The sequence below is a fragment of the Klebsiella terrigena genome (assembly GCF_012029655.1).
Taxonomy (GTDB): domain Bacteria; phylum Pseudomonadota; class Gammaproteobacteria; order Enterobacterales; family Enterobacteriaceae; genus Klebsiella; species Klebsiella terrigena.
Genome location: NZ_CP050508.1, coordinates 1047775 through 1065904 on the forward strand (window position 1 = coordinate 1047775; position 18130 = coordinate 1065904).

An 18130-nucleotide genomic window follows, 5' to 3' on the forward strand; every position below is an offset into this window, starting at 1 on the left:
CCTGTTGCTGTCGTTTTATTTAATTAACTTATTGAATATATTGATTTTTATATGCGTTTTTGTTGGTTCCCCTTTATCAAGGGGCGGCCTATAACTGCGATCACCTGCACAACATAATAAGGTGAAAACATGAGTACGCTGTCTGTTGATAATCCCGGCGTGGCCTCCGCGCCGGTGAGTAGCGTCGGGGACGTGGCGCGGCTAATTAATTCGGGCAAGGATCGGGCTAAATATGCGCGGATGATTGTCTTCCTCGCTCTCGGCGGCGTCTTCCTTGACGCCTATGATTTAACCACGCTCTCCTACGGCATTGATGACGTGGTGCGCGAATTTCAGCTGTCGCCGCTGCTGACCGGCCTGGTCACCTCATCCATTATGGTCGGTACCATTTTTGGTAACCTGATCGGCGGCTGGCTGACGGATAAATATGGCCGCTATTCGGTGTTTATGGCCGATATGCTGTTTTTTGTCGTCTCGGCTATCGCCGCGGGGCTGGCACCCAACGTCTGGGTGCTGATCGGCGCCCGTTTCCTGATGGGCATCGGCGTCGGTATCGATCTGCCGGTCGCTATGTCCTACCTCGCTGAATTCTCCCGTTTTACCGGCAAAGGCAACAAGGCCTCGCGCCTCGCCGCCTGGTGCCCGATGTGGTACGCCGCCTCGACGGTCTGTTTTCTGATTATCTTCGGGCTCTATTTTGTGCTGCCAAAGGAGCATCTCGACTGGCTGTGGCGCGCCTCGCTGCTGTTTGGCGCGGTTCCGGCGCTGCTGATTATCGCCGTGCGCAGAAAATTTATGAATGAATCGCCGCTGTGGGCGGCAAACCAGGGAGACCTGACCTCGGCGGTACGTATTCTGCGCGACTCTTACGGCATTGCCGCCCATGAGGCGCCGGCCGAACGCCCCGCGCCGCCGCCGAAGGTGAGCTTCCGCGTGCTGTTTGAAAAGCCGTACCGCGAGCGCACCGTCGTTGCCGGGGTGATGAATATCTGTATCTCCTTTGAGTACACCGCCATCGCCTTTTTCCTGCCGTCGATCCTCGCGCAGTTTCTCGGCGCCGGTGTGTTTGAAACCATCTCCGCTTCGCTGGGGCTGAACGCGCTGTTTGCCTTTACCGGCGGGCTGCTGGGGATGCATCTGGCGTGGAAATATCCGTCGCGCCACGTGGCGATTGCCGGCTTCGCGCTGCAGTTTATCGCCCTGATTGTGCTTGCGCTGGTGGGCCAGCCGCAGGCCACCGTCGGCGTGGTGCTGGCGATGGCGATGCTTGGGCTGTGGCTGTTTGCCGAGGGCTTTGGCCCCGGCGCGCAGCTGATGATCTATCCGGCGCTCTCCTATCCAACCGCGATTCGCGCCACCGGCGTCGGCTTCAGCCGGGCGCTCTCCGGGATCGGCAGCGCGCTGGCGCTGTTCGTGCTGCCGCTGCTGCAGGCCTCTCTCGGCACGCAGATGTTCTGGGTGGTATCGCTGGCCGCCCTTATTCCGATCTTCTTCCTGCTTGCGGTTCGCCACGAGCCGACGCGTCACGACATTGACGACAGCCACCATTAAGGAACAGATGATGACACTACTTTCTACCGGTACCGATTATGAACAGCTGGCGGCGGCCTTTCGGCCGATTTTCTCGCGCATTGCGCAAGGGGCGGCCAGCCGCGAGCAGCAGCGCATTCTGCCCGAGGAGCCGATTCGCTGGCTGAAGGAGGCGGGATTCGGCACGCTGCGCATCCCGCGGGAAAAGGGCGGCTGGGGGGCGTCGCTGCCGCAGCTGATTGCCCTGCTGATTGAGCTGGCCGAGGCTGATTCAAACCTGCCGCAGGCGCTGCGCGCCCATTTTGCCTTTGTTGAGGACCGTCTGAATCAGCCGGACTCCGCGCAGCGCGATCGCTGGTTCCAGCGTTTTCGCGACGGGGAGCTGGTGGGCAGCGGCTGGACCGAGATCGGGGCGGTGAAGCTGGGGGAGGTGAATACTCAGGTGACGCCGGACGAGCGCGGCTGGCGGCTAAGCGGCGAGAAGTTTTACAGCACCGGAACGCTGTACGCCGACTGGATTGACGTCTTTGCCCGCCGGAGCGACAACGGTGGCGACGTGATAGCGCTGGTCAGTACCAGGCAGAGTGGGGTGGAGCGCGAGGACGACTGGGACGGCTTTGGCCAGCGTCTGACCGGCAGCGGCACCACCCGCTTCCGGCAGGCGCAGGTTGAGCAGGAGCATGTCTACGATTTTGCCGAGCGCTTTCGCTACCAGACCGCTTTCTATCAGCATATCTTACTGGCGACGCTGGCGGGTATCGGCCTGGCGGTAGAGCGCGATGCCGCCGAAGGGGTGAAAAAACGCTCCCGTATGTACAGCCACGGCAACGCCGCCGTGCCGCGCGACGATCCTCAGGTGCTGCAGGTGGTCGGGCAAATCAGCAGCTGGGCGTGGGCGACCCGCGCGGCGGTGCTGCAGGCGGCGGAGTCTTTACAGCAGGCCTATATCGTTCACGCCAGCGGCGACGAGGCGCTGATTGCGCAGCGTAATCGTCTGGCGGAAGTGGAGGCGGCGCAGGCGCAGGTGATTGCCAGCGACTGGATACCGCGGGCGGCGACCGAGCTGTTTAACGCCCTCGGCGCGTCGGACACCCGGGTCGACAAAGCGCTCGATCGCCACTGGCGCAACGCGCGCACGGTGGCCTCGCACAATCCGGTTATCTATAAAGCGCGCAACATCGGCAGCTGGCTGGTCAACGGCGAAGCGCCGACCTTTATCTGGCAGATAGGCAACGGCGAGAAAACGCAGGAGTAAAGAGAGCGGCGACGGAAAGCCGTCGCCGGTAAACACTACTTATCCTGCGACCAGGTGGCGCTGCGCACGTCCACTTTGACCGGCAGCAGGCCAACGCGGGTGAAGGTATCCGCCAGCGCCTGCTGTTCGTTATAGACCGCGGGCGTCATGCGCTCGGCGCCGTAGGGCAGGCGGGCCAGCGCCTTCAGCCAGATAGCCTTATCCAGCCCGGTGGAGGTCGACAAAATCCCGGCGGCATCGTCCTGATGGGCGTTGGCCCAGTCGCTCAGCTTGCCCAGCTCATCAACGACCTGCTTCGCGGTATCCGGATAGGATTCAGCAAATTTACGGCTGGCGAGATAGAAGGTGTAGTGCGGCACCAGCCCTTCGGCGTTGCGGATCTGCCGCGCCTTAGCGTTGGTTTCAACTTCGGCAAGGTACGGATCCCAGATAACCCAGGCATCAATGGCGCCGCGCTGGAAGGCGGCGCGGGCGTCGGCCGGAGGCAGATAGACCGGAGTGATATCTTTATAGCTCAGCCCGGCCTTTTCCAGCGCGGTGACCAGCAGGTAGTTGACGTCCGAGCCTTTATTCAGCCCCACGCGCTTGCCTTTCAGGTCGGTGACGCTGCGAATAGTTGAGTTTTCCGGCACCACGATGGCTTCGGTTTTGGGGTTCGCCGGGGAGTGGGCGAGATAAACCAGATCCGCCTGCGCCGCCTGAGCGAAGGCCGGCGGGGCGTCGCCGGTGGCCGCCAGGTCGATGCTGCCGACGTTTAGCCCTTCCAGCATCTGTGGACCGGCCGGGAATTCCACCCAGCGCACGGCGATCCCCTCTTTTTTGAAGGTCTCATCGAGGGTGCCGCGATATTTCAACAGGGCGAAAATATTGGCCTTCTGGTAGCCAATGTTGACGGTTTCCGGCGTCTTAGCCAGCGCGGAAGCGGACAGACCGAGCAGCAGCGGCAGCAGGGCCAGATGGAACCTTTTTGACATGATTTGTTCTCCTGTAGCGGTTTCCCGTAAGGTAGCAAATCGTCCTTATAACCAATAAATAACTAAATTTTAATTTATATAACCGAAATGGCTTTCAGGCGGGGGTGCGGAGAGAGTCCCGGCGAACGGTCGTCCGCCGGGAGAGGCACTAATCGCAGGTCACGATTTTCATCGCCAGGCCACCGCGCGACGTTTCGCGGTACTTGGCGTTCATATCCTTGCCGGTTTCGTACATCGTCTCGATAACCTTATCGAGACATACGCGCGGTTCGCTGGTGCGGCGCAGCGCCATCCGGGCGGCGTTGACGGCCTTCACCGCGGCGATGGCGTTACGCTCGATGCACGGCACCTGAACCTGGCCGGCAACCGGGTCACAGGTCAGGCCGAGGTTGTGCTCCATACCGATTTCGGCGGCGATGCACACCTGGCCAGGGCTGCCGCCCAGCAGTTCGGTTAAGCCGGCCGCCGCCATTGAACAGGCGACGCCGACTTCGCCCTGGCAGCCCACTTCGGCGCCGGAAATCGAGGCGTTCATCTTATACAGCGAGCCAATCGCGCTGGTGACCAGCAGGTAGCGCGCCAGCGAGTTGGCGTTAACCTTGCGGATAAACTTATCGTAATAGGCCAGTACCGCAGGCACGATCCCACAGGCGCCGTTGGTTGGCGCGGTGACCACGCGGCCGCCGGCGGCGTTCTCTTCGTTCACCGCGAGGGCAAACATGTTAATCCAGTCAACGACCGCCATCGGATCGCTGTTGGTATTGTCCTGGCTGACCAGCATCCGGCGTAACGCCGCGGCGCGGCGCGGGACGCGCAGCTTGCCCGGCAGCACCCCTTCGGTGCTGATGCCGCGCTCGATACCGCCGCTCATCACGTCCCAGACGGCGGAAAAGTGCTGCTCCAGCTCTTCTTTGCTGTGCAGCGCCAGCTCGTTTTGCATCATCAGGCCGGAAAGCGAGAGCCCGCTTTCGCTGCAGTGCCGCTGTAAATCAGCCGCGTTTTTGTAGGGATAAGGCACGGCAACCGGCGCGTCGTTGCTCTGGCCGAAGTGCTGCTCGTCGACGATAAAACCGCCGCCGATGGAGTAGTAAGTCTGGGCGTAGAGCACCTTATCGCCGCCGAGGGCGGTAATGCGCATGCCGTTTTCATGCAGCGACAGATTGTCGGCATGGAAATTCATGCAGCGGTCTACCGGGAAGTCGACTTCCTGCTGGCCGTTTGCCAGCATCAGGCGCCCGTGGGTGTTGACGTCCTGAATAAACGCCGGAATGGCGTCAATGTCGACGCTATCGGGCATGTTGCCCGCCAGGCCCATAATAATCGCAATGTCGGTATGGTGGCCTTTGCCGGTCAGGGAAAGGGAGCCGTATACGTCGACGATGACGGTGGTGACGTCGGCAAGCTGCCCGCGTGCGATAAGGTCGTCGGTGAATTGTTTGCCCGCTTTCATTGGCCCCACGGTGTGGGAGCTGGAAGGGCCGATGCCGATTTTAAAGATATCGAATACGCTGATCATGGTGCACATCCAGAACTGTCGGAAAGCGCGCCGCCGGCGGGCGGCGCGAGGGGGAGATTAGCTGAACAGGGAGTAGAAAATAGCGGAGATAGCAATCAGGCCCATCAGCACAACGAAGACGTTGCTGACGTGGCCGCTGTATTTGCGCATCGCCGGGACTTTCTGAATCGCGTACATCGGCATCAGGAACAGAATCATCGCGATAATCGGGCCGCCGAGGGTTTCGATCATGCCGAGAATGCTTGGGTTCAGCGTCGCCACAATCCAGGTGGTGACCAGCATGAACAGCGCAGTGATCTTGTTCAGCTTGTTGATTTCGATGGATTTACCTTTGCCGCGCAGGGATTTAATCACCATGCCGTTAAAGCCTTCGCGGGCGCCGAGATAGTGGCCGAGGAAGGATTTAGTGATGGCAATCATCGCAATAATCGGCGCCATCCAGGCAATCAGCGGGGCGTTAAAGTGGTTCGCCAGGTACGAGAGAATCGAGATGTTCTGATCTTTCGCTGCCGCCAGGTCCGCAGGGGAGAGGCTCAGTACGCAGCTGAAGACGAAGAACATCACCGTAATCACCATCATGATGTGAGCGCGAGCGAGGATGCTGGAGCATTTCTTCTCAGCGTCCTGGCCGTACTCTTCACGCTTCGCCACGGCGAAGGAGGAGATGATCGGCGAGTGGTTAAACGAGAACACCATCACCGGGATCGCCAGCCACAGGGTCATCCACAGGCCGTTGCCGGTAGAGGTTGCGCTGCTCAGGGAGAGGGTTTCCAGCGCCGCGCCGTTCCACTCAGGGATCAGATAGAGTGCCAGAATCATCAGGGCGACCACGAACGGGAAGACCAGTACGCTCATCGCTTTCACAATCATCTGCTCGCCGAAGCGAACGATGGTCATCATCCCGACGATCAGGATCAGCGACAGAATAGCGCGCGGCGGCGGCGTTATCTGCAGCTGGTGCAGCATAAAGCTCTCGACGGTATTGGTAATCGCAACGCTATACACCAGCAGAATCGGGTAGATAGCAAAGAAGTAGAGCAGGGTAATGAGCTTACCTGCGCCAACGCCAAAGTGTTCTTCTACGACTTCGGTGATGTTTTCTCCCGGATTCTTACCGGACAGCACAAAACGGGTCATCCCGCGGTGGGCAAAGAAAGTCATCGGGAAAGCCAGAATAGCCATGATGATCAGGGGGATCATACCGCCGACGCCGGCGTTGATCGGCAGGAACAGAACGCCCGCGCCGATAGCCGTGCCGTACAGGCCCAGCATCCACATGGTATCTGTTTTGCGCCATCCGCTGCGGGTTTCGCCCGAAACGATAGTGCTGGTTTGCGTGGTTTCCATCTGTATCTCCTGGAGGAAGCGACAAAAAATAATAAATAAAATCAATTAAGTAGTATTAAATTCGTTTGTTTACGGTTTTTTAGTGATTTTCTCCGTAACAAGTGGGGCGGAAAGATACATTCATATTGGAAATCTATCAGTGATCGCGATCTCAATTGCAATAATCCACTTTCAGGGTGGATATTTTTAGTCCAACAGTCTGTTTCTGATGTTCAGCCAGAGATTTGTGGTGCGAAGGCTAACATTCGCAGCATATGAGATAAAAGCGTGGCGGCGTAATAACGAGGTTTGCGCTGTAAAAATGGGATGTTATCGATGTTTTAGCTCTCAAATATCTTTTTTGTGGTGATATTTATTGCTGTTTTTGGAAAGGCAAACGATTGGCTTTGTAAAAAGCTACAAAACATTCACAAAGAAAATAGATTTCAGAAAGGAGTCGCGGGAGAGCCGGGGTGAGCAGATTATCGTGCGGGAGAACGGGAGAACGGGAGAACGGGAGAACGGGAGAACGGGAGAACGGGAGAACGGGCGTGCGGGAGCGGAGGTGCGCTGGAGAGCAGGAGAGCGGGTTGGATTGCCCGGGCAGGGCGTTAGCCGCCGCCCGGGAGGGTCAGAACAGGGCTCAGGAGCCTATTTCATAGCAAGGGATATAGGCGCTGCCGCCCGGTAGCTTCATGCGGTGCTGGGCGACAAAGCCCTGCAGCAGATCGTCCATCCGGCGCATTATCTCCGCATCGCCGTGCAGCTTATACGGGCCGAATTTTTCAATCGCCTGGATGCCGACCTCTTTGACGTTCCCGGCGACGATCCCGGAGAAGGCGCGGCGCAGATCCGCGGCCAGCACTTCTACCGGCTGGTCCGGATAGAGCTTGAGGTTGGCCATGTTCTCGTGCGTCGGATCGAACGGCATCTGCAGGTCCGGCGAAATACGAATCGACCAGTTAAAGCTGTAGGCGTCGTCGGTTTCCCGGCGACTCTCTTTGACCAGCGGCATCGCTTTCTTCAGCTGACGCGCCACTTCGCTGGCGTCGTCAATGATAATCTTGTAGTGGCGACGCGCCGATTCGCCCATGGTGTGGACGATGAACTCATCCAGCACGCGGAAATAGTTCTCGCTCTCTTTTGGTCCGGTGAGGATCAGCGGCAGCACCTGCGCCTTGTTGGCCGGGTGCATCAAAATGCCCAGCAGATAGAGCAGCTCTTCCGCCGTACCCACGCCGCCCGGGAAGATAATGATACCGTGGGCGATGCGCACGAAGGCCTCAAGGCGTTTTTCGATATCCGGCATGATGATCAGTTCGTTCACCAGCGGATTCGGCGGCTCGGCGGCAATAATCGAAGGTTCGGTCATGCCGATAAAGCGGCTGTCTTTGTAGCGCTGCTGGGCATGGCCAACCGCGGCGCCTTTCATCGGCGCTTCCATCGCGCCCGGGCCGCAGCCGGTGCAGATATTCAGCTCGCGCAGGCCGAGCTGGGTCCCGACGCGGCGGGCGTAGAGATATTCGGTCTCATTAATCGAGTGACCGCCCCAGCAGACAATCATATTGGGCGCTTCGCCGACGTGCAGGGCGCGGGCGTTGCGCAGAATCGAGAACACCAGGTTGGTGATATGCACCGAACTTTCGAGGTCGAGGTTCGGCAGACGAACGGTATTATGAATCTGCCCGTAAACGAACAGGATGTCGCGCAGCACGGCAAACAGGTTGGCCTGCAGGGAACGGATAATCCGCCCGTCAACGAACGCCTCTTCCGGCGGGTTGATCAGTTCCAGCTTCACGCCGCGTTCGCGACGCAGCACGTTAATATCGAAGTTTTCAAAACGAGACAGCAGCTCTTTGCTGTTATCGGTCAGGCTCCCCGAGTTGAGCACGGCAAGCGAACAGTTGCGAAAGAGTTGATACAGGTCACTGCTGGCGGTGCGTTTAAGCATATCCACTTCCAGCTGTGACAGCATATCCATTGAACCAAGCGGGCTAACATGTGTAATCAAGTGAACTCCTTAACAGGACGATTATCGTCTTCCTGTGATTACAATAGCCCTGCCTGCGGCGTTTTCACAACCTTGCGTACGCGTGAACGCACGCAAAGTGTGAAATATTTTGCCTACTGACGCGCGAGACGGCCGATCGCGGGAACAAAGTCCGCGTTGCTGCGCCACGGGTTGATGTCGAGGCCGCCACGGCGGGTGTAGCGGGCGTAGACGGAGAGCGACTGCGGCTGGCAGAAGCGCAGGAGGTCGTTGAAGATCCGCTCGACGCACTGCTCGTGAAACTCGTTATGGTGGCGGAACGAGACCAGGTAGCGCAGCAGCTTTTCGCGATCGATTTTTGGCCCGCGATACTGGATTTGCACCGAACCCCAGTCCGGCTGATGGGTGATCAGGCAGTTGGATTTCAGCAGATGGCTCACCAGCGTCTCTTCGACGATTTTGTCGCCGGCAGCGTCCAGCAGGTAGTCGGTGCTGAATTCATAGTTATCAACTTCGATATCCTGATCGTCGATGCAGGTGCCGTGCAGATGGGCTACCGGCTGGCCTTCGAGTTCGTCGAGGCGATAGAGCGCAACCGTGACCTCGCCCTGGGCGCAGGCGCTAAGGTCGCGCGTCAGGGTCGCCTGCACCTCCTGCCAGTCGGCAAAGCGGGTCTGGTTGAAGCTGTTGAGATAGAGCTTAAAGCTCTTCGACTCTACGAGGTTCACGCTGGTATCGCTCAGCTCGACGTGGCCCACCGCAACCTGCGGCAGACCTTTTGCATTCAGCCAGGAGAGCTCGTACAGCGTCCAGATATCGCCGCCGTGGAAGGGCAGGCTGTCGGCGTGCAGGCCCAGCGGATCGCGGTTCAGGCTGCGCGGCACGCCCTGCAGCAGGGACGCGTCGTAGGTATCACGGTAATCGGTTGATTTACCGAGCGTCAGGCCAGCGAGGGCCTGATGATTCTCATAAGAAGACATGTTTCACCATAGTAAAGCGGGTACACTATTCGCTAAGTGTATCCTGGCTAACGTGAAGAGAGAAACCGGTGGACAATCAGACCGCAGAAGCGCTGCAAGCATTTACCCAACGTTATTGCGACGCCTGGCAGCAGCAGCGCGCAAGCCTGCCGCGCAGCGAAGAGCTTTACGGCATCCCGTCGCCCTGCATCAGCGCGACGGACGCCGACGCCGTTTTCTGGCAGCCGCAGCCCTTTTCTCTCCCCGCCAATATCAGCGCGGTTGAAAGGGCCTTCGATATTGTGGTACAACAGCCGGCTCATAGTCATTATACCACCCAGTTCGCCGGCGATATGCAGGCGCGCTTTGCGGGCGAAACGATGACCCTGCTGCAGGCCTGGAGCCCGGATGACTTCCAGCGCATGCAGGAAAATCTGATCGGCCACCTGGTGGTGCAAAAACGCCTGAAGCTGTCGCCGACGCTGTTTATCGCCACGCTGGACAGCGAGCTGGACGTTATCTCCGTTTGTAACGTCAGCGGCGAAGTCCTCAAAGAGACCCTCGGCACGCGCAAACGTACGACCCTTTCTGCCTCCCTGGCGAGTTTTCTCAACCAGCTCGAGCCGGTTGTGTAATCCATTATGCCGGTCCGTTTGTGAGAGATCTCTTACAAGACCTGTAAGAGATCGTCATCATTTAAGTCATTTTTCAACTATTTAATATTTAATAAACTATTTTAATTCATATGGTTAGGTTTTATATCGTCTTTTTTAGTGGTGACTAATCTTAAGAGATTGTCGTATGAAGGGTTGTAAGATGAGGCGGAATCAGTGATCCTATATACGTCGACAGGAAGTCGCGAAATGAAGTGAACATCAGGATGATGACACTTCTGCAGGACCCGCCGGGAAGGCGTAGCAAGGACAGGCTTCAGGATGAAGCACAGGATAACGCAGGATGGCGTAAAGGACACCTCCAGGATGGAGAACGTGAGCCGCTCATGATGAACGGTGGATCAGGAAGATCGGGATAGACTTAAGGACAGGTAATTTCACATCGGGGTGGTGTGAAAGCAGGACGCACTGGTTTATGGATGAACATGGTCAGGAGACCTCAGGAAAAGTTTTCACGGACGAGCAGGGAGCACCAATGTAGCTGGATTGCTGCGAAACGAACCGGGAGCACTGTTTATACAGTGCTCCCTTTTTTTATTTCTCTTCTGAATTTGCTATTCTGCGCCGGTTTACAACTCATCGAGGTTTCCCCATGACTCTTCACCTCAGCGTGCGCGAGCGCCTGCACGCTATTGAAGCGCTGCTGCGCGAAACGCAGTACTGGCAGGAAAACGCGCCGCAAAGCAGCGCCTTTGCCAGCGACAGCCCGTTCTGCATGGATACTATGGAGCCGCTGGAGTGGCTGCAGTGGGTGCTGATCCCGCGTATGCATCAGCTGCTGGACGCTGAGCAGCCGCTGCCGCAGAGTTTTGCCGTCGCCCCTTATTATGAGGTGGCCCTTGATGCCGCCCACCCGCTGCGCGATCGCGTGCTGGCGGAGCTGCTGCTGCTGGATACCCTTTTTGCGAGCGACGACGCCTGATGCTGGAAATTATCTATCAGGACGAGTGGCTGGTGGCGGTCAATAAGCCCTCCGGCTGGCTTGTCCACCGCAGCTGGTTGGATCGCGATGAGAAAGTGGTAGTCATGCAAACGGTGCGCGATCAGATTGGTCAGCACGTCTTTACCGCCCATCGCCTCGACAGACCGACCTCCGGCGTGCTGCTGATGGGGCTATCAAGCGAGGCGGGAAGACGACTGTCGCAGCAGTTTGAGCTGCACCAGATGCAAAAACGCTACCACGCCATTGCCCGCGGCTGGCTGACCGAAGAGGCGCTGCTCGATTATCCGCTGGTTGAAGAGCTGGATAAAATAGCCGACAAGTTCGCGCGCGAAGATAAAGGTCCGCAGCCGGCGGTCACCCACTATCGTGGCCTGGCGACGGTTGAGATGCCGGTCGCCACCGGACGCTATCCGACGACGCGCTATAGCCTGGTTGAGCTGGAGCCGAAAACGGGGCGTAAGCACCAGCTGCGTCGCCATCTCTCCCACCTGCGCCACCCGATTATCGGCGACAGCAAGCACGGTGATTTGCGCCAGAACCGCAGCGCGGTTGAAAACTTTGCCTGCGACCGCCTGATGCTGCACGCCAGCCAGCTCTCGTTAACCCATCCGTTTACCGGCGAGCCGCTGGTCATTCGCGCCAGCCTGGACGACGTGTGGATGCGGGCGCTGTCGCAGTTTGGCTGGCGAGGCCTTCTGCCGTTAAATGAAAGGGTTGAGTTTGCAGACGACAGCGGTCAGGATGAACGGATTGAGGTCAATCCAGGGAGATAAAGATGGCAGAAGTCGGAATTTTTGTCGGTACGATGTACGGTAACGCGCTGCTGGTCGCTGAAGAAGCTGAAGCCATTTTGAGCGGCCTGGGCCACAAGGCGAAGGTGTTCGAAGACCCGGAGGTTCAGGACTGGGAGCCCTACAGCGGCAAATACGTTCTGGTCGTGACGTCAACGACCGGACAGGGCGATCTGCCGGACAGCATCATTCCGCTGTACGAAGGCATTAAGGATATGTACCAGCCGCACCTGCGCTACGGAATCATTGCGCTCGGCGACAGCACCTACGCTAACTTCTGCGGCGGCGGCAAGACCTTTGATGCGCTGCTGCAGGAGCAGGGCGCAAAGCGCGTCGGCGACATGCTGACGATCGACGCCAGCGAAGACCCGGAGCCCGAAGGCGTGTCCAACCCGTGGGTTGAACAGTGGGCGACCCTGCTCGAATAAGCGGATGATAAGTGACGCTCTCCCCCTACGTAGAGGGCGTCCCTTCTGAAGGCCAGCGCCGGATAAACGCTCAACAGGATCATACCCGCGCCCGCCCGTCAGGGGTTCAGGCACCTGCCTAAAAACCACTGGCTAAAAGTGGTTTTTAGCGCCTGTTTTCACCGGGTCAAGAGAGACATTTCACACTCCTGCCGTTTGCACCGTCGCCGGCAGCGCTAACCGGCGGTTGCTTTTCATTTCCGTGAACTACCCCCCATCTGATTAGGCATAAGCCATAAATCGATTTCAGCACGTCCCGCAAAGCTGTGTATGTGCACGGTGAGCCAGCCATGTCCTCTTTTTATACTTTTCCTGCCAGTTTGAAAAAGCAAAATGCCAGATAAAACGAAAACACTAACACGTCATTCTGACTACCCTACAGGTTGTGCTGTTCAGAATGAACGTAGCTAATTGCTATGATTCAGGAGTGCAACAATGAGTACATTAAGTCAGGCGGCGAGCGGCGCGGAAAAACGCACCAACGCCCGCTACTGGATAGTGGTGATGCTGTTTATCGTCACCTCTTTTAACTACGGCGACCGCGCGACGCTGTCGATTGCCGGCTCGGAAATGGCCAAAGATATTGGCCTCGACGCGGTGGGAATGGGCTACGTTTTCTCTGCGTTCTCATGGGCCTACGTTATTGGTCAGATCCCTGGCGGTTGGCTGCTCGATCGCTTTGGCTCAAAACGGGTCTATTTTTGGTCGATCTTCATTTGGTCGATGTTTACCCTCTTGCAGGGTTTCGTCGATATCTTTAGCGGTTTTGGCATCATCATCGCGCTGTTTACCCTGCGATTCCTCGTCGGCTTAGCGGAAGCGCCATCTTTTCCCGGCAACAGCCGCATCGTCGCGGCCTGGTTCCCGGCGCAGGAGAGGGGCACCGCGGTCTCTATTTTTAACTCCGCCCAGTACTTTGCCACCGTTATCTTCGCGCCGATCATGGGCTGGCTGACCCACGAAGTCGGCTGGTCGCACGTCTTCTTCTTTATGGGAGGACTGGGGATCGTGATTAGCTTCGTGTGGTTGAAAGTGATCCACGAGCCGAATCAGCACCCTGGCGTGAACCAAAAAGAGCTGGACTATATCGCCGCCGGCGGGGCGCTGATAAATATGGATCAGAAGAAAAACGCGCAGAAGGTGCCGTTCAGTGAAAAGTGGGGGCAGATCAAACAGCTGATCGGATCGCGAATGATGGTCGGGATCTACATCGGCCAGTACTGCATCAACGCGTTGACCTACTTCTTTATCACCTGGTTCCCGGTCTATCTGGTGCAGGCGCGCGGCATGTCGATTCTGAAAGCCGGGTTTGTCGCCTCCGTTCCCGCCATCTGCGGCTTTGTCGGCGGCGTCTTAGGCGGCATTATCTCCGACTGGCTGATGCGCCGCACCGGCTCGCTGAATATTGCCCGCAAGACCCCCATCGTGCTTGGCATGCTGCTGTCGATGGTAATGGTGTTCTGTAACTACGTTAACGCGGAATGGATGATTATCGGCTTTATGGCGATGGCCTTCTTCGGCAAGGGCATCGGCGCGCTGGGCTGGGCGGTGATGGCGGATACCGCGCCGAAAGAGATAAGCGGCCTCTCCGGCGGTCTGTTCAATATGTTCGGCAATATCTCCGGTATCGTCACGCCTATTGCCATCGGCTACATCGTCGGGACGACGGGCTCGTTTAACGGGGCGCTGATTTATGTCGGGGTGCATGCGCTGGTGGCGGTACTGAGCTACCTGGTGCTGGTGGGGGATATTAAACGTATCGAACTGAAGCCTGTAGGGGAGCGCTAACGATGAATACGCAATCGACTCCAGTCGTCACCGACATGAAGGTGATCCCGGTGGCCGGGCATGACAGTATGCTGCTGAATATCGGCGGCGCGCACGGCGCCTGGTTTACCCGCAATATCGTGGTACTGACCGACAGCGCAGGCAACACAGGCATCGGCGAGGCCCCCGGCGGTGAAGTTATCTACCAGACGCTGGTGGACGCGATTCCGCAGGTGCTGGGGCAGGAAATTGCGCGCCTGAACAAGGTGGTTCAGCAGGTGCATAAAGGCAATCAGGCGGCGGATTTCGACACTTTCGGAAACGGCGCCTGGACCTTCGAACTGCGGGTTAACGCGGTCGCGGCGCTGGAGGCTGCGCTGCTGGATCTGCTGGGCAAAGCGCTGAATGTCCCGGTGTGCGAGCTGCTGGGGCCGGGCAAACAGCGCGACGCGGTCACCGTTCTGGGCTATCTCTTCTATATCGGCGATCGCCAGAAAACGGATCTGCCGTACCTGGAGACTACCCCAGGCCAGCACGACTGGTACCACCTGCGGCATCAGGAAGCGCTGAGCAGCGAAGCGGTGGTCCGCCTCGCTGAGGCCGCCCAGGAGCGCTACGGCTTTAAAGACTTCAAGCTTAAGGGTGGCGTGCTGCCGGGCGAGCAGGAGATTGATACCGCTCGCGCGCTGAAAAAACGGTTCCCGGATGCGCGTATTACCGTCGATCCCAACGGCGCCTGGCTGCTGGATGAAGCCATTGAGCTCTGCAAAGGCCTGCAGGACGTGCTGACCTACGCCGAAGATCCCTGCGGCGCCGAACAGGGCTTTTCCGGTCGCGAGGTAATGGCGGAATTCCGCCGCGCCACCGGGCTGCCGGTAGCAACCAATATGATTGCCACTAACTGGCGTGAAATGGGGCACGCGGTGATGCTCAACGCGGTGGATATCCCGCTCGCCGATCCGCACTTCTGGACCTTGTCCGGCGCGGTGCGGGTCGCACAGCTGTGCGATGACTGGGGGCTGACGTGGGGCTGCCACTCAAATAACCACTTCGATATTTCACTGGCTATGTTTACCCACGTCGGCGCGGCGGCGCCGGGCAATCCGACCGCCATCGATACCCACTGGATTTGGCAGGAGGGCGACTGCCGCCTGACCAAAAATCCGCTGCAGATTGAAAACGGCAGGATTGCCGTACCTGACGCGCCGGGTCTGGGCGTGGAACTGGACTGGGAGCAGGTGCAAAAGGCGCACGAGGCCTATAAGACGCTGCCCGGAGGGGCGCGTAACGACGCCGCCCCAATGCAATACCTGATCCCGGGTTGGAAATTTGACCGCAAACGTCCCGTTTTCGGCCGTAATTAATTAGAAAAGGATTCAATCATGACGACGCAATTCTCAACGCCGATAGTCACCTCTATGCAGGTTATCCCGGTGGCCGGTCACGACAGCATGCTGATGAATCTCAGCGGCGCGCACGCGCCGTACTTCACTCGCAATATCGTGATTATTAAAGATAACTCGGGTCACACCGGGGTGGGCGAAATTCCTGGCGGCGAGAAAATCCGCCAGACCCTGGAGGATGCCGCGGCGCTGGTTGTCGGCAAAACTCTCGGCGAATACAAAAACGTGCTGGGTGCCGTTCGCCAGCAGTTTGCCGACCGCGATGCCGGCGGCCGCGGTTTGCAAACCTTTGACCTGCGTACCACTATTCATGTGGTGACCGGGATTGAAGCGGCGCTGCTGGACCTGCTTGGGCAGCACCTTGGGGTGAACGTGGCTTCGCTGCTGGGCGACGGGCAGCAGCGTAGCGAAGTGGAAATGCTTGGTTATCTGTTCTTCGTCGGCAACCGGCAGGCCACGCCGCTGGCCTACCAGAGCCAGACGGATGAGAAGTGTGACTGGTATCGGCTGCGCCACGAAGAGGCCATGACCCCGGACGCCGTCGTGCGCCTGGCGGAAGCGGCCTATGAGAAGTACGGCTTCAACGATTTCAAACTCAAAGGCGGCGTGCTGGCCGGCGAAGAGGAGGCCGAGTCTATCGTCGCGCTGGCGAAGCGCTTCCCGCAGGCGCGGGTGACGCTTGACCCGAACGGCGCCTGGCTGCTCGACGAAGCCATCGCCATTGGTAAACAGCTGAAAGGCGTGCTGGCCTACGCGGAAGATCCGTGCGGGGCCGAGCAGGGTTACTCCGGCCGTGAGGTGATGGCTGAATTCCGCCGCGCGACCGGTCTGCCGACGGCGACCAATATGATTGCCACCGACTGGCGGCAGATGGGGCACACCCTGTCGCTGCAGTCGGTTGATATCCCGCTGGCCGATCCGCACTTCTGGACCATGCAGGGATCGGTGCGCGTTGCCCAGATGTGCCATGAGTTTGGCCTGACCTGGGGTTCGCACTCCAATAACCATTTTGATATCTCGCTGGCGATGTTCACCCACGTTGCGGCGGCGGCACCGGGTAAGATCACCGCCATTGATACCCACTGGATCTGGCAGGAAGGGAACCAGCGTTTGACCCGACAACCTTTTGAGATCAAAGGTGGTATGGTGCAGGTACCTTCGACGCCAGGCCTTGGCGTAGAGCTCGATATGGACCGCGTTATGCTGGCCAATGAGCTGTATAAAAAGCACGGCCTGGGCGCTCGCGACGATGCGATGGCGATGCAGTACCTGATCCCGGAGTGGACGTTTAATAACAAGCGCCCGTGCATGGTGCGCTGAGGACAAACCGGCTCCTGCGGGGGCCGGTCGCTTTTTGCTATCTGGCTTGTGTTCATGTTAAGGACAGCTTATGAAAATAGTCATTGCACCAGATTCATACAAGGAGAGCCTGAGTGCGCTGGGCGTAGCGACCGCGATAGAGCAGGGGTTCAGGGAGATTTATCCCGATGCAGAATACCTCAAGCTACCGGTCGCCGACGGCGGGGAGGGGACCGTCGAAGCGATGGTCGCCGCCACTCAGGGGCATCTGGTGCGGGCTGTTGTTACCGGCCCGCTCGGCGAGCCGGTGAACGCGTTTTACGGCCTTTCCGGCGACGAACGCTGCGCCTATATCGAAATGGCGGCGGCCAGCGGCCTGGAGAGCGTACCGCCGGCGCGCCGTAATCCGCTGCTCACCACCAGCTGGGGGACCGGGGAGCTGATCCGCCACGCGCTGGACAGCGGCGTGAAGCAGATTATTATCGGCATCGGCGGCAGCGCCACTAACGACGGCGGCGCCGGGATGGTGCAGGCGCTGGGCGGCAAGCTGCTGACGGAAGATAATCGGCAGCTAGCGGCCGGCGGCGCGGCGCTGGAGGCGCTGGCGAAGATTGACCTCAGCGAGCTGGATCAACGCTTAACGGATTGCCGCATCGAGGTTGCCTGCGACGTGACCAACCTGCTCACCGGCCCGGAAGGTGCGACGGCGGTATTTGGCCCGCAGAAAGGGGCGACGGCGGAGATGATCGCCCGCCTCGATCGCGCGCTGACGCATTTCGCGCAAATTATTCATCGCGATCTCGGCATTGATGTCCTGCACCTTGAGGGCGGCGGCGCGGCGGGCGGAATGGGCGCCGCGCTCTACGCGTTTTGCGGGGCGAAGCTGCGCCCGGGGATTGAGATTGTGACCGACGCCCTGCACCTCGCGGAGCGGGTGGCGGACGCTGACCTGGTTATCACCGGAGAGGGGCGCATTGACAGCCAGACTATTCACGGCAAGGTGCCGGTTGGGGTGGCTAAGGTGGCGAAAAGCTACAACATCCCGGTGATTGGCATTGCCGGCAGCCTGACTGCGGACGTGGGCGTTGTGCATCAGCACGGACTGGATGCGGTTTTCAGCGTGCTCTATTCGGTCTGCACCCTCGAAGAGGCGCTGGAAAATGCCGCCGATAACGTGCGCATGACGGCGCGCAACGTAGCGGCGATACTGAAAATGGGGCAAAAACTGTAGCCGCG

General features: G+C 58.8%; 15 protein-coding genes. 10 read left to right on the forward strand and 5 right to left on the reverse strand.

What is annotated here, in order from left to right:
- Positions 1-129 precede the first annotated feature (129 nt).
- The gene (locus HCK03_RS05045; protein WP_041146994.1) at positions 130-1551 is read left to right on the forward strand and encodes an MFS transporter; all 1422 of its coding nucleotides are present in this window, start codon (positions 130-132) and stop codon (positions 1549-1551) included.
- A gap of 10 nt (positions 1552-1561) precedes the next feature.
- Positions 1562-2785, forward strand: coding sequence for an acyl-CoA dehydrogenase family protein (locus tag HCK03_RS05050; RefSeq protein ID WP_041146993.1), 1224 nt, complete (start codon positions 1562-1564; stop codon positions 2783-2785).
- A 35-nt stretch (positions 2786-2820) separates the two neighbouring features.
- Here the strand turns inward: HCK03_RS05050 and HCK03_RS05055 are convergent, their stop codons facing one another.
- The 5 genes from HCK03_RS05055 to queF form a co-directional block, all read right to left on the reverse strand.
- Positions 2821-3759: a sulfonate ABC transporter substrate-binding protein gene (locus HCK03_RS05055; protein ID WP_134527488.1), complete on the reverse strand. Its 939-nt coding sequence runs from the start codon at positions 3757-3759 to the stop codon at positions 2821-2823.
- A gap of 148 nt (positions 3760-3907) precedes the next feature.
- Positions 3908-5275, reverse strand: coding sequence for an L-serine ammonia-lyase (locus HCK03_RS05060; RefSeq protein WP_132513013.1), 1368 nt, complete (start codon positions 5273-5275; stop codon positions 3908-3910).
- A 57-nt stretch (positions 5276-5332) separates the two neighbouring features.
- The gene (locus HCK03_RS05065) at positions 5333-6622 is read right to left on the reverse strand and encodes an HAAAP family serine/threonine permease (protein WP_041146990.1); all 1290 of its coding nucleotides are present in this window, start codon (positions 6620-6622) and stop codon (positions 5333-5335) included.
- A 622-nt stretch (positions 6623-7244) separates the two neighbouring features.
- A complete protein-coding gene (gene ppnN / locus HCK03_RS05070; protein ID WP_041146988.1) occupies positions 7245-8612 on the reverse strand; it encodes a nucleotide 5'-monophosphate nucleosidase PpnN in 1368 nt (455 codons plus the stop codon).
- A gap of 113 nt (positions 8613-8725) precedes the next feature.
- Positions 8726-9571 (reverse strand): NADPH-dependent 7-cyano-7-deazaguanine reductase QueF, encoded by an 846-nt coding sequence (queF, locus tag HCK03_RS05075; RefSeq protein WP_123552067.1) that lies wholly within the window; start codon positions 9569-9571, stop codon positions 8726-8728.
- A 68-nt stretch (positions 9572-9639) separates the two neighbouring features.
- Between queF and syd the strand changes: the two genes are divergently transcribed.
- The 8 genes from syd to HCK03_RS05115 all read left to right on the forward strand — a co-directional run bounded on the left by syd (position 9640) and on the right by HCK03_RS05115 (position 18125).
- Positions 9640-10185 (forward strand): SecY-interacting protein, encoded by a 546-nt coding sequence (syd, locus tag HCK03_RS05080; RefSeq protein ID WP_167691217.1) that lies wholly within the window; start codon positions 9640-9642, stop codon positions 10183-10185.
- A gap of 631 nt (positions 10186-10816) precedes the next feature.
- Positions 10817-11146: a YqcC family protein gene (locus tag HCK03_RS05085; RefSeq protein ID WP_041146985.1), complete on the forward strand. Its 330-nt coding sequence runs from the start codon at positions 10817-10819 to the stop codon at positions 11144-11146.
- Positions 11146-11940: a tRNA pseudouridine(65) synthase TruC gene (gene truC, locus HCK03_RS05090; RefSeq protein WP_041146984.1), complete on the forward strand. Its 795-nt coding sequence runs from the start codon at positions 11146-11148 to the stop codon at positions 11938-11940. Before HCK03_RS05085 ends, truC begins: the two co-directional genes overlap by 1 nt.
- A 2-nt stretch (positions 11941-11942) precedes the next feature.
- Positions 11943-12386: a flavodoxin gene (locus HCK03_RS05095; RefSeq protein ID WP_041146983.1), complete on the forward strand. Its 444-nt coding sequence runs from the start codon at positions 11943-11945 to the stop codon at positions 12384-12386.
- Positions 12387-12860: 474 nt separating this feature from the next.
- On the forward strand, positions 12861-14213 hold the full coding sequence (gene gudP, locus HCK03_RS05100; protein ID WP_041146982.1) for a galactarate/glucarate/glycerate transporter GudP: 1353 nt from the start codon (positions 12861-12863) through the stop codon (positions 14211-14213).
- Between the two features lie 2 nt (positions 14214-14215).
- Positions 14216-15556: an enolase C-terminal domain-like protein gene (locus tag HCK03_RS05105; RefSeq protein ID WP_123552068.1), complete on the forward strand. Its 1341-nt coding sequence runs from the start codon at positions 14216-14218 to the stop codon at positions 15554-15556.
- 18 nt (positions 15557-15574) lie between these two features.
- A complete protein-coding gene (gene gudD, locus HCK03_RS05110; RefSeq protein WP_167691218.1) occupies positions 15575-16915 on the forward strand; it encodes a glucarate dehydratase in 1341 nt (446 codons plus the stop codon).
- 70 nt (positions 16916-16985) lie between these two features.
- The gene (locus HCK03_RS05115; RefSeq protein WP_167691219.1) at positions 16986-18125 is read left to right on the forward strand and encodes a glycerate kinase; all 1140 of its coding nucleotides are present in this window, start codon (positions 16986-16988) and stop codon (positions 18123-18125) included.
- Positions 18126-18130 lie beyond the last annotated feature (5 nt).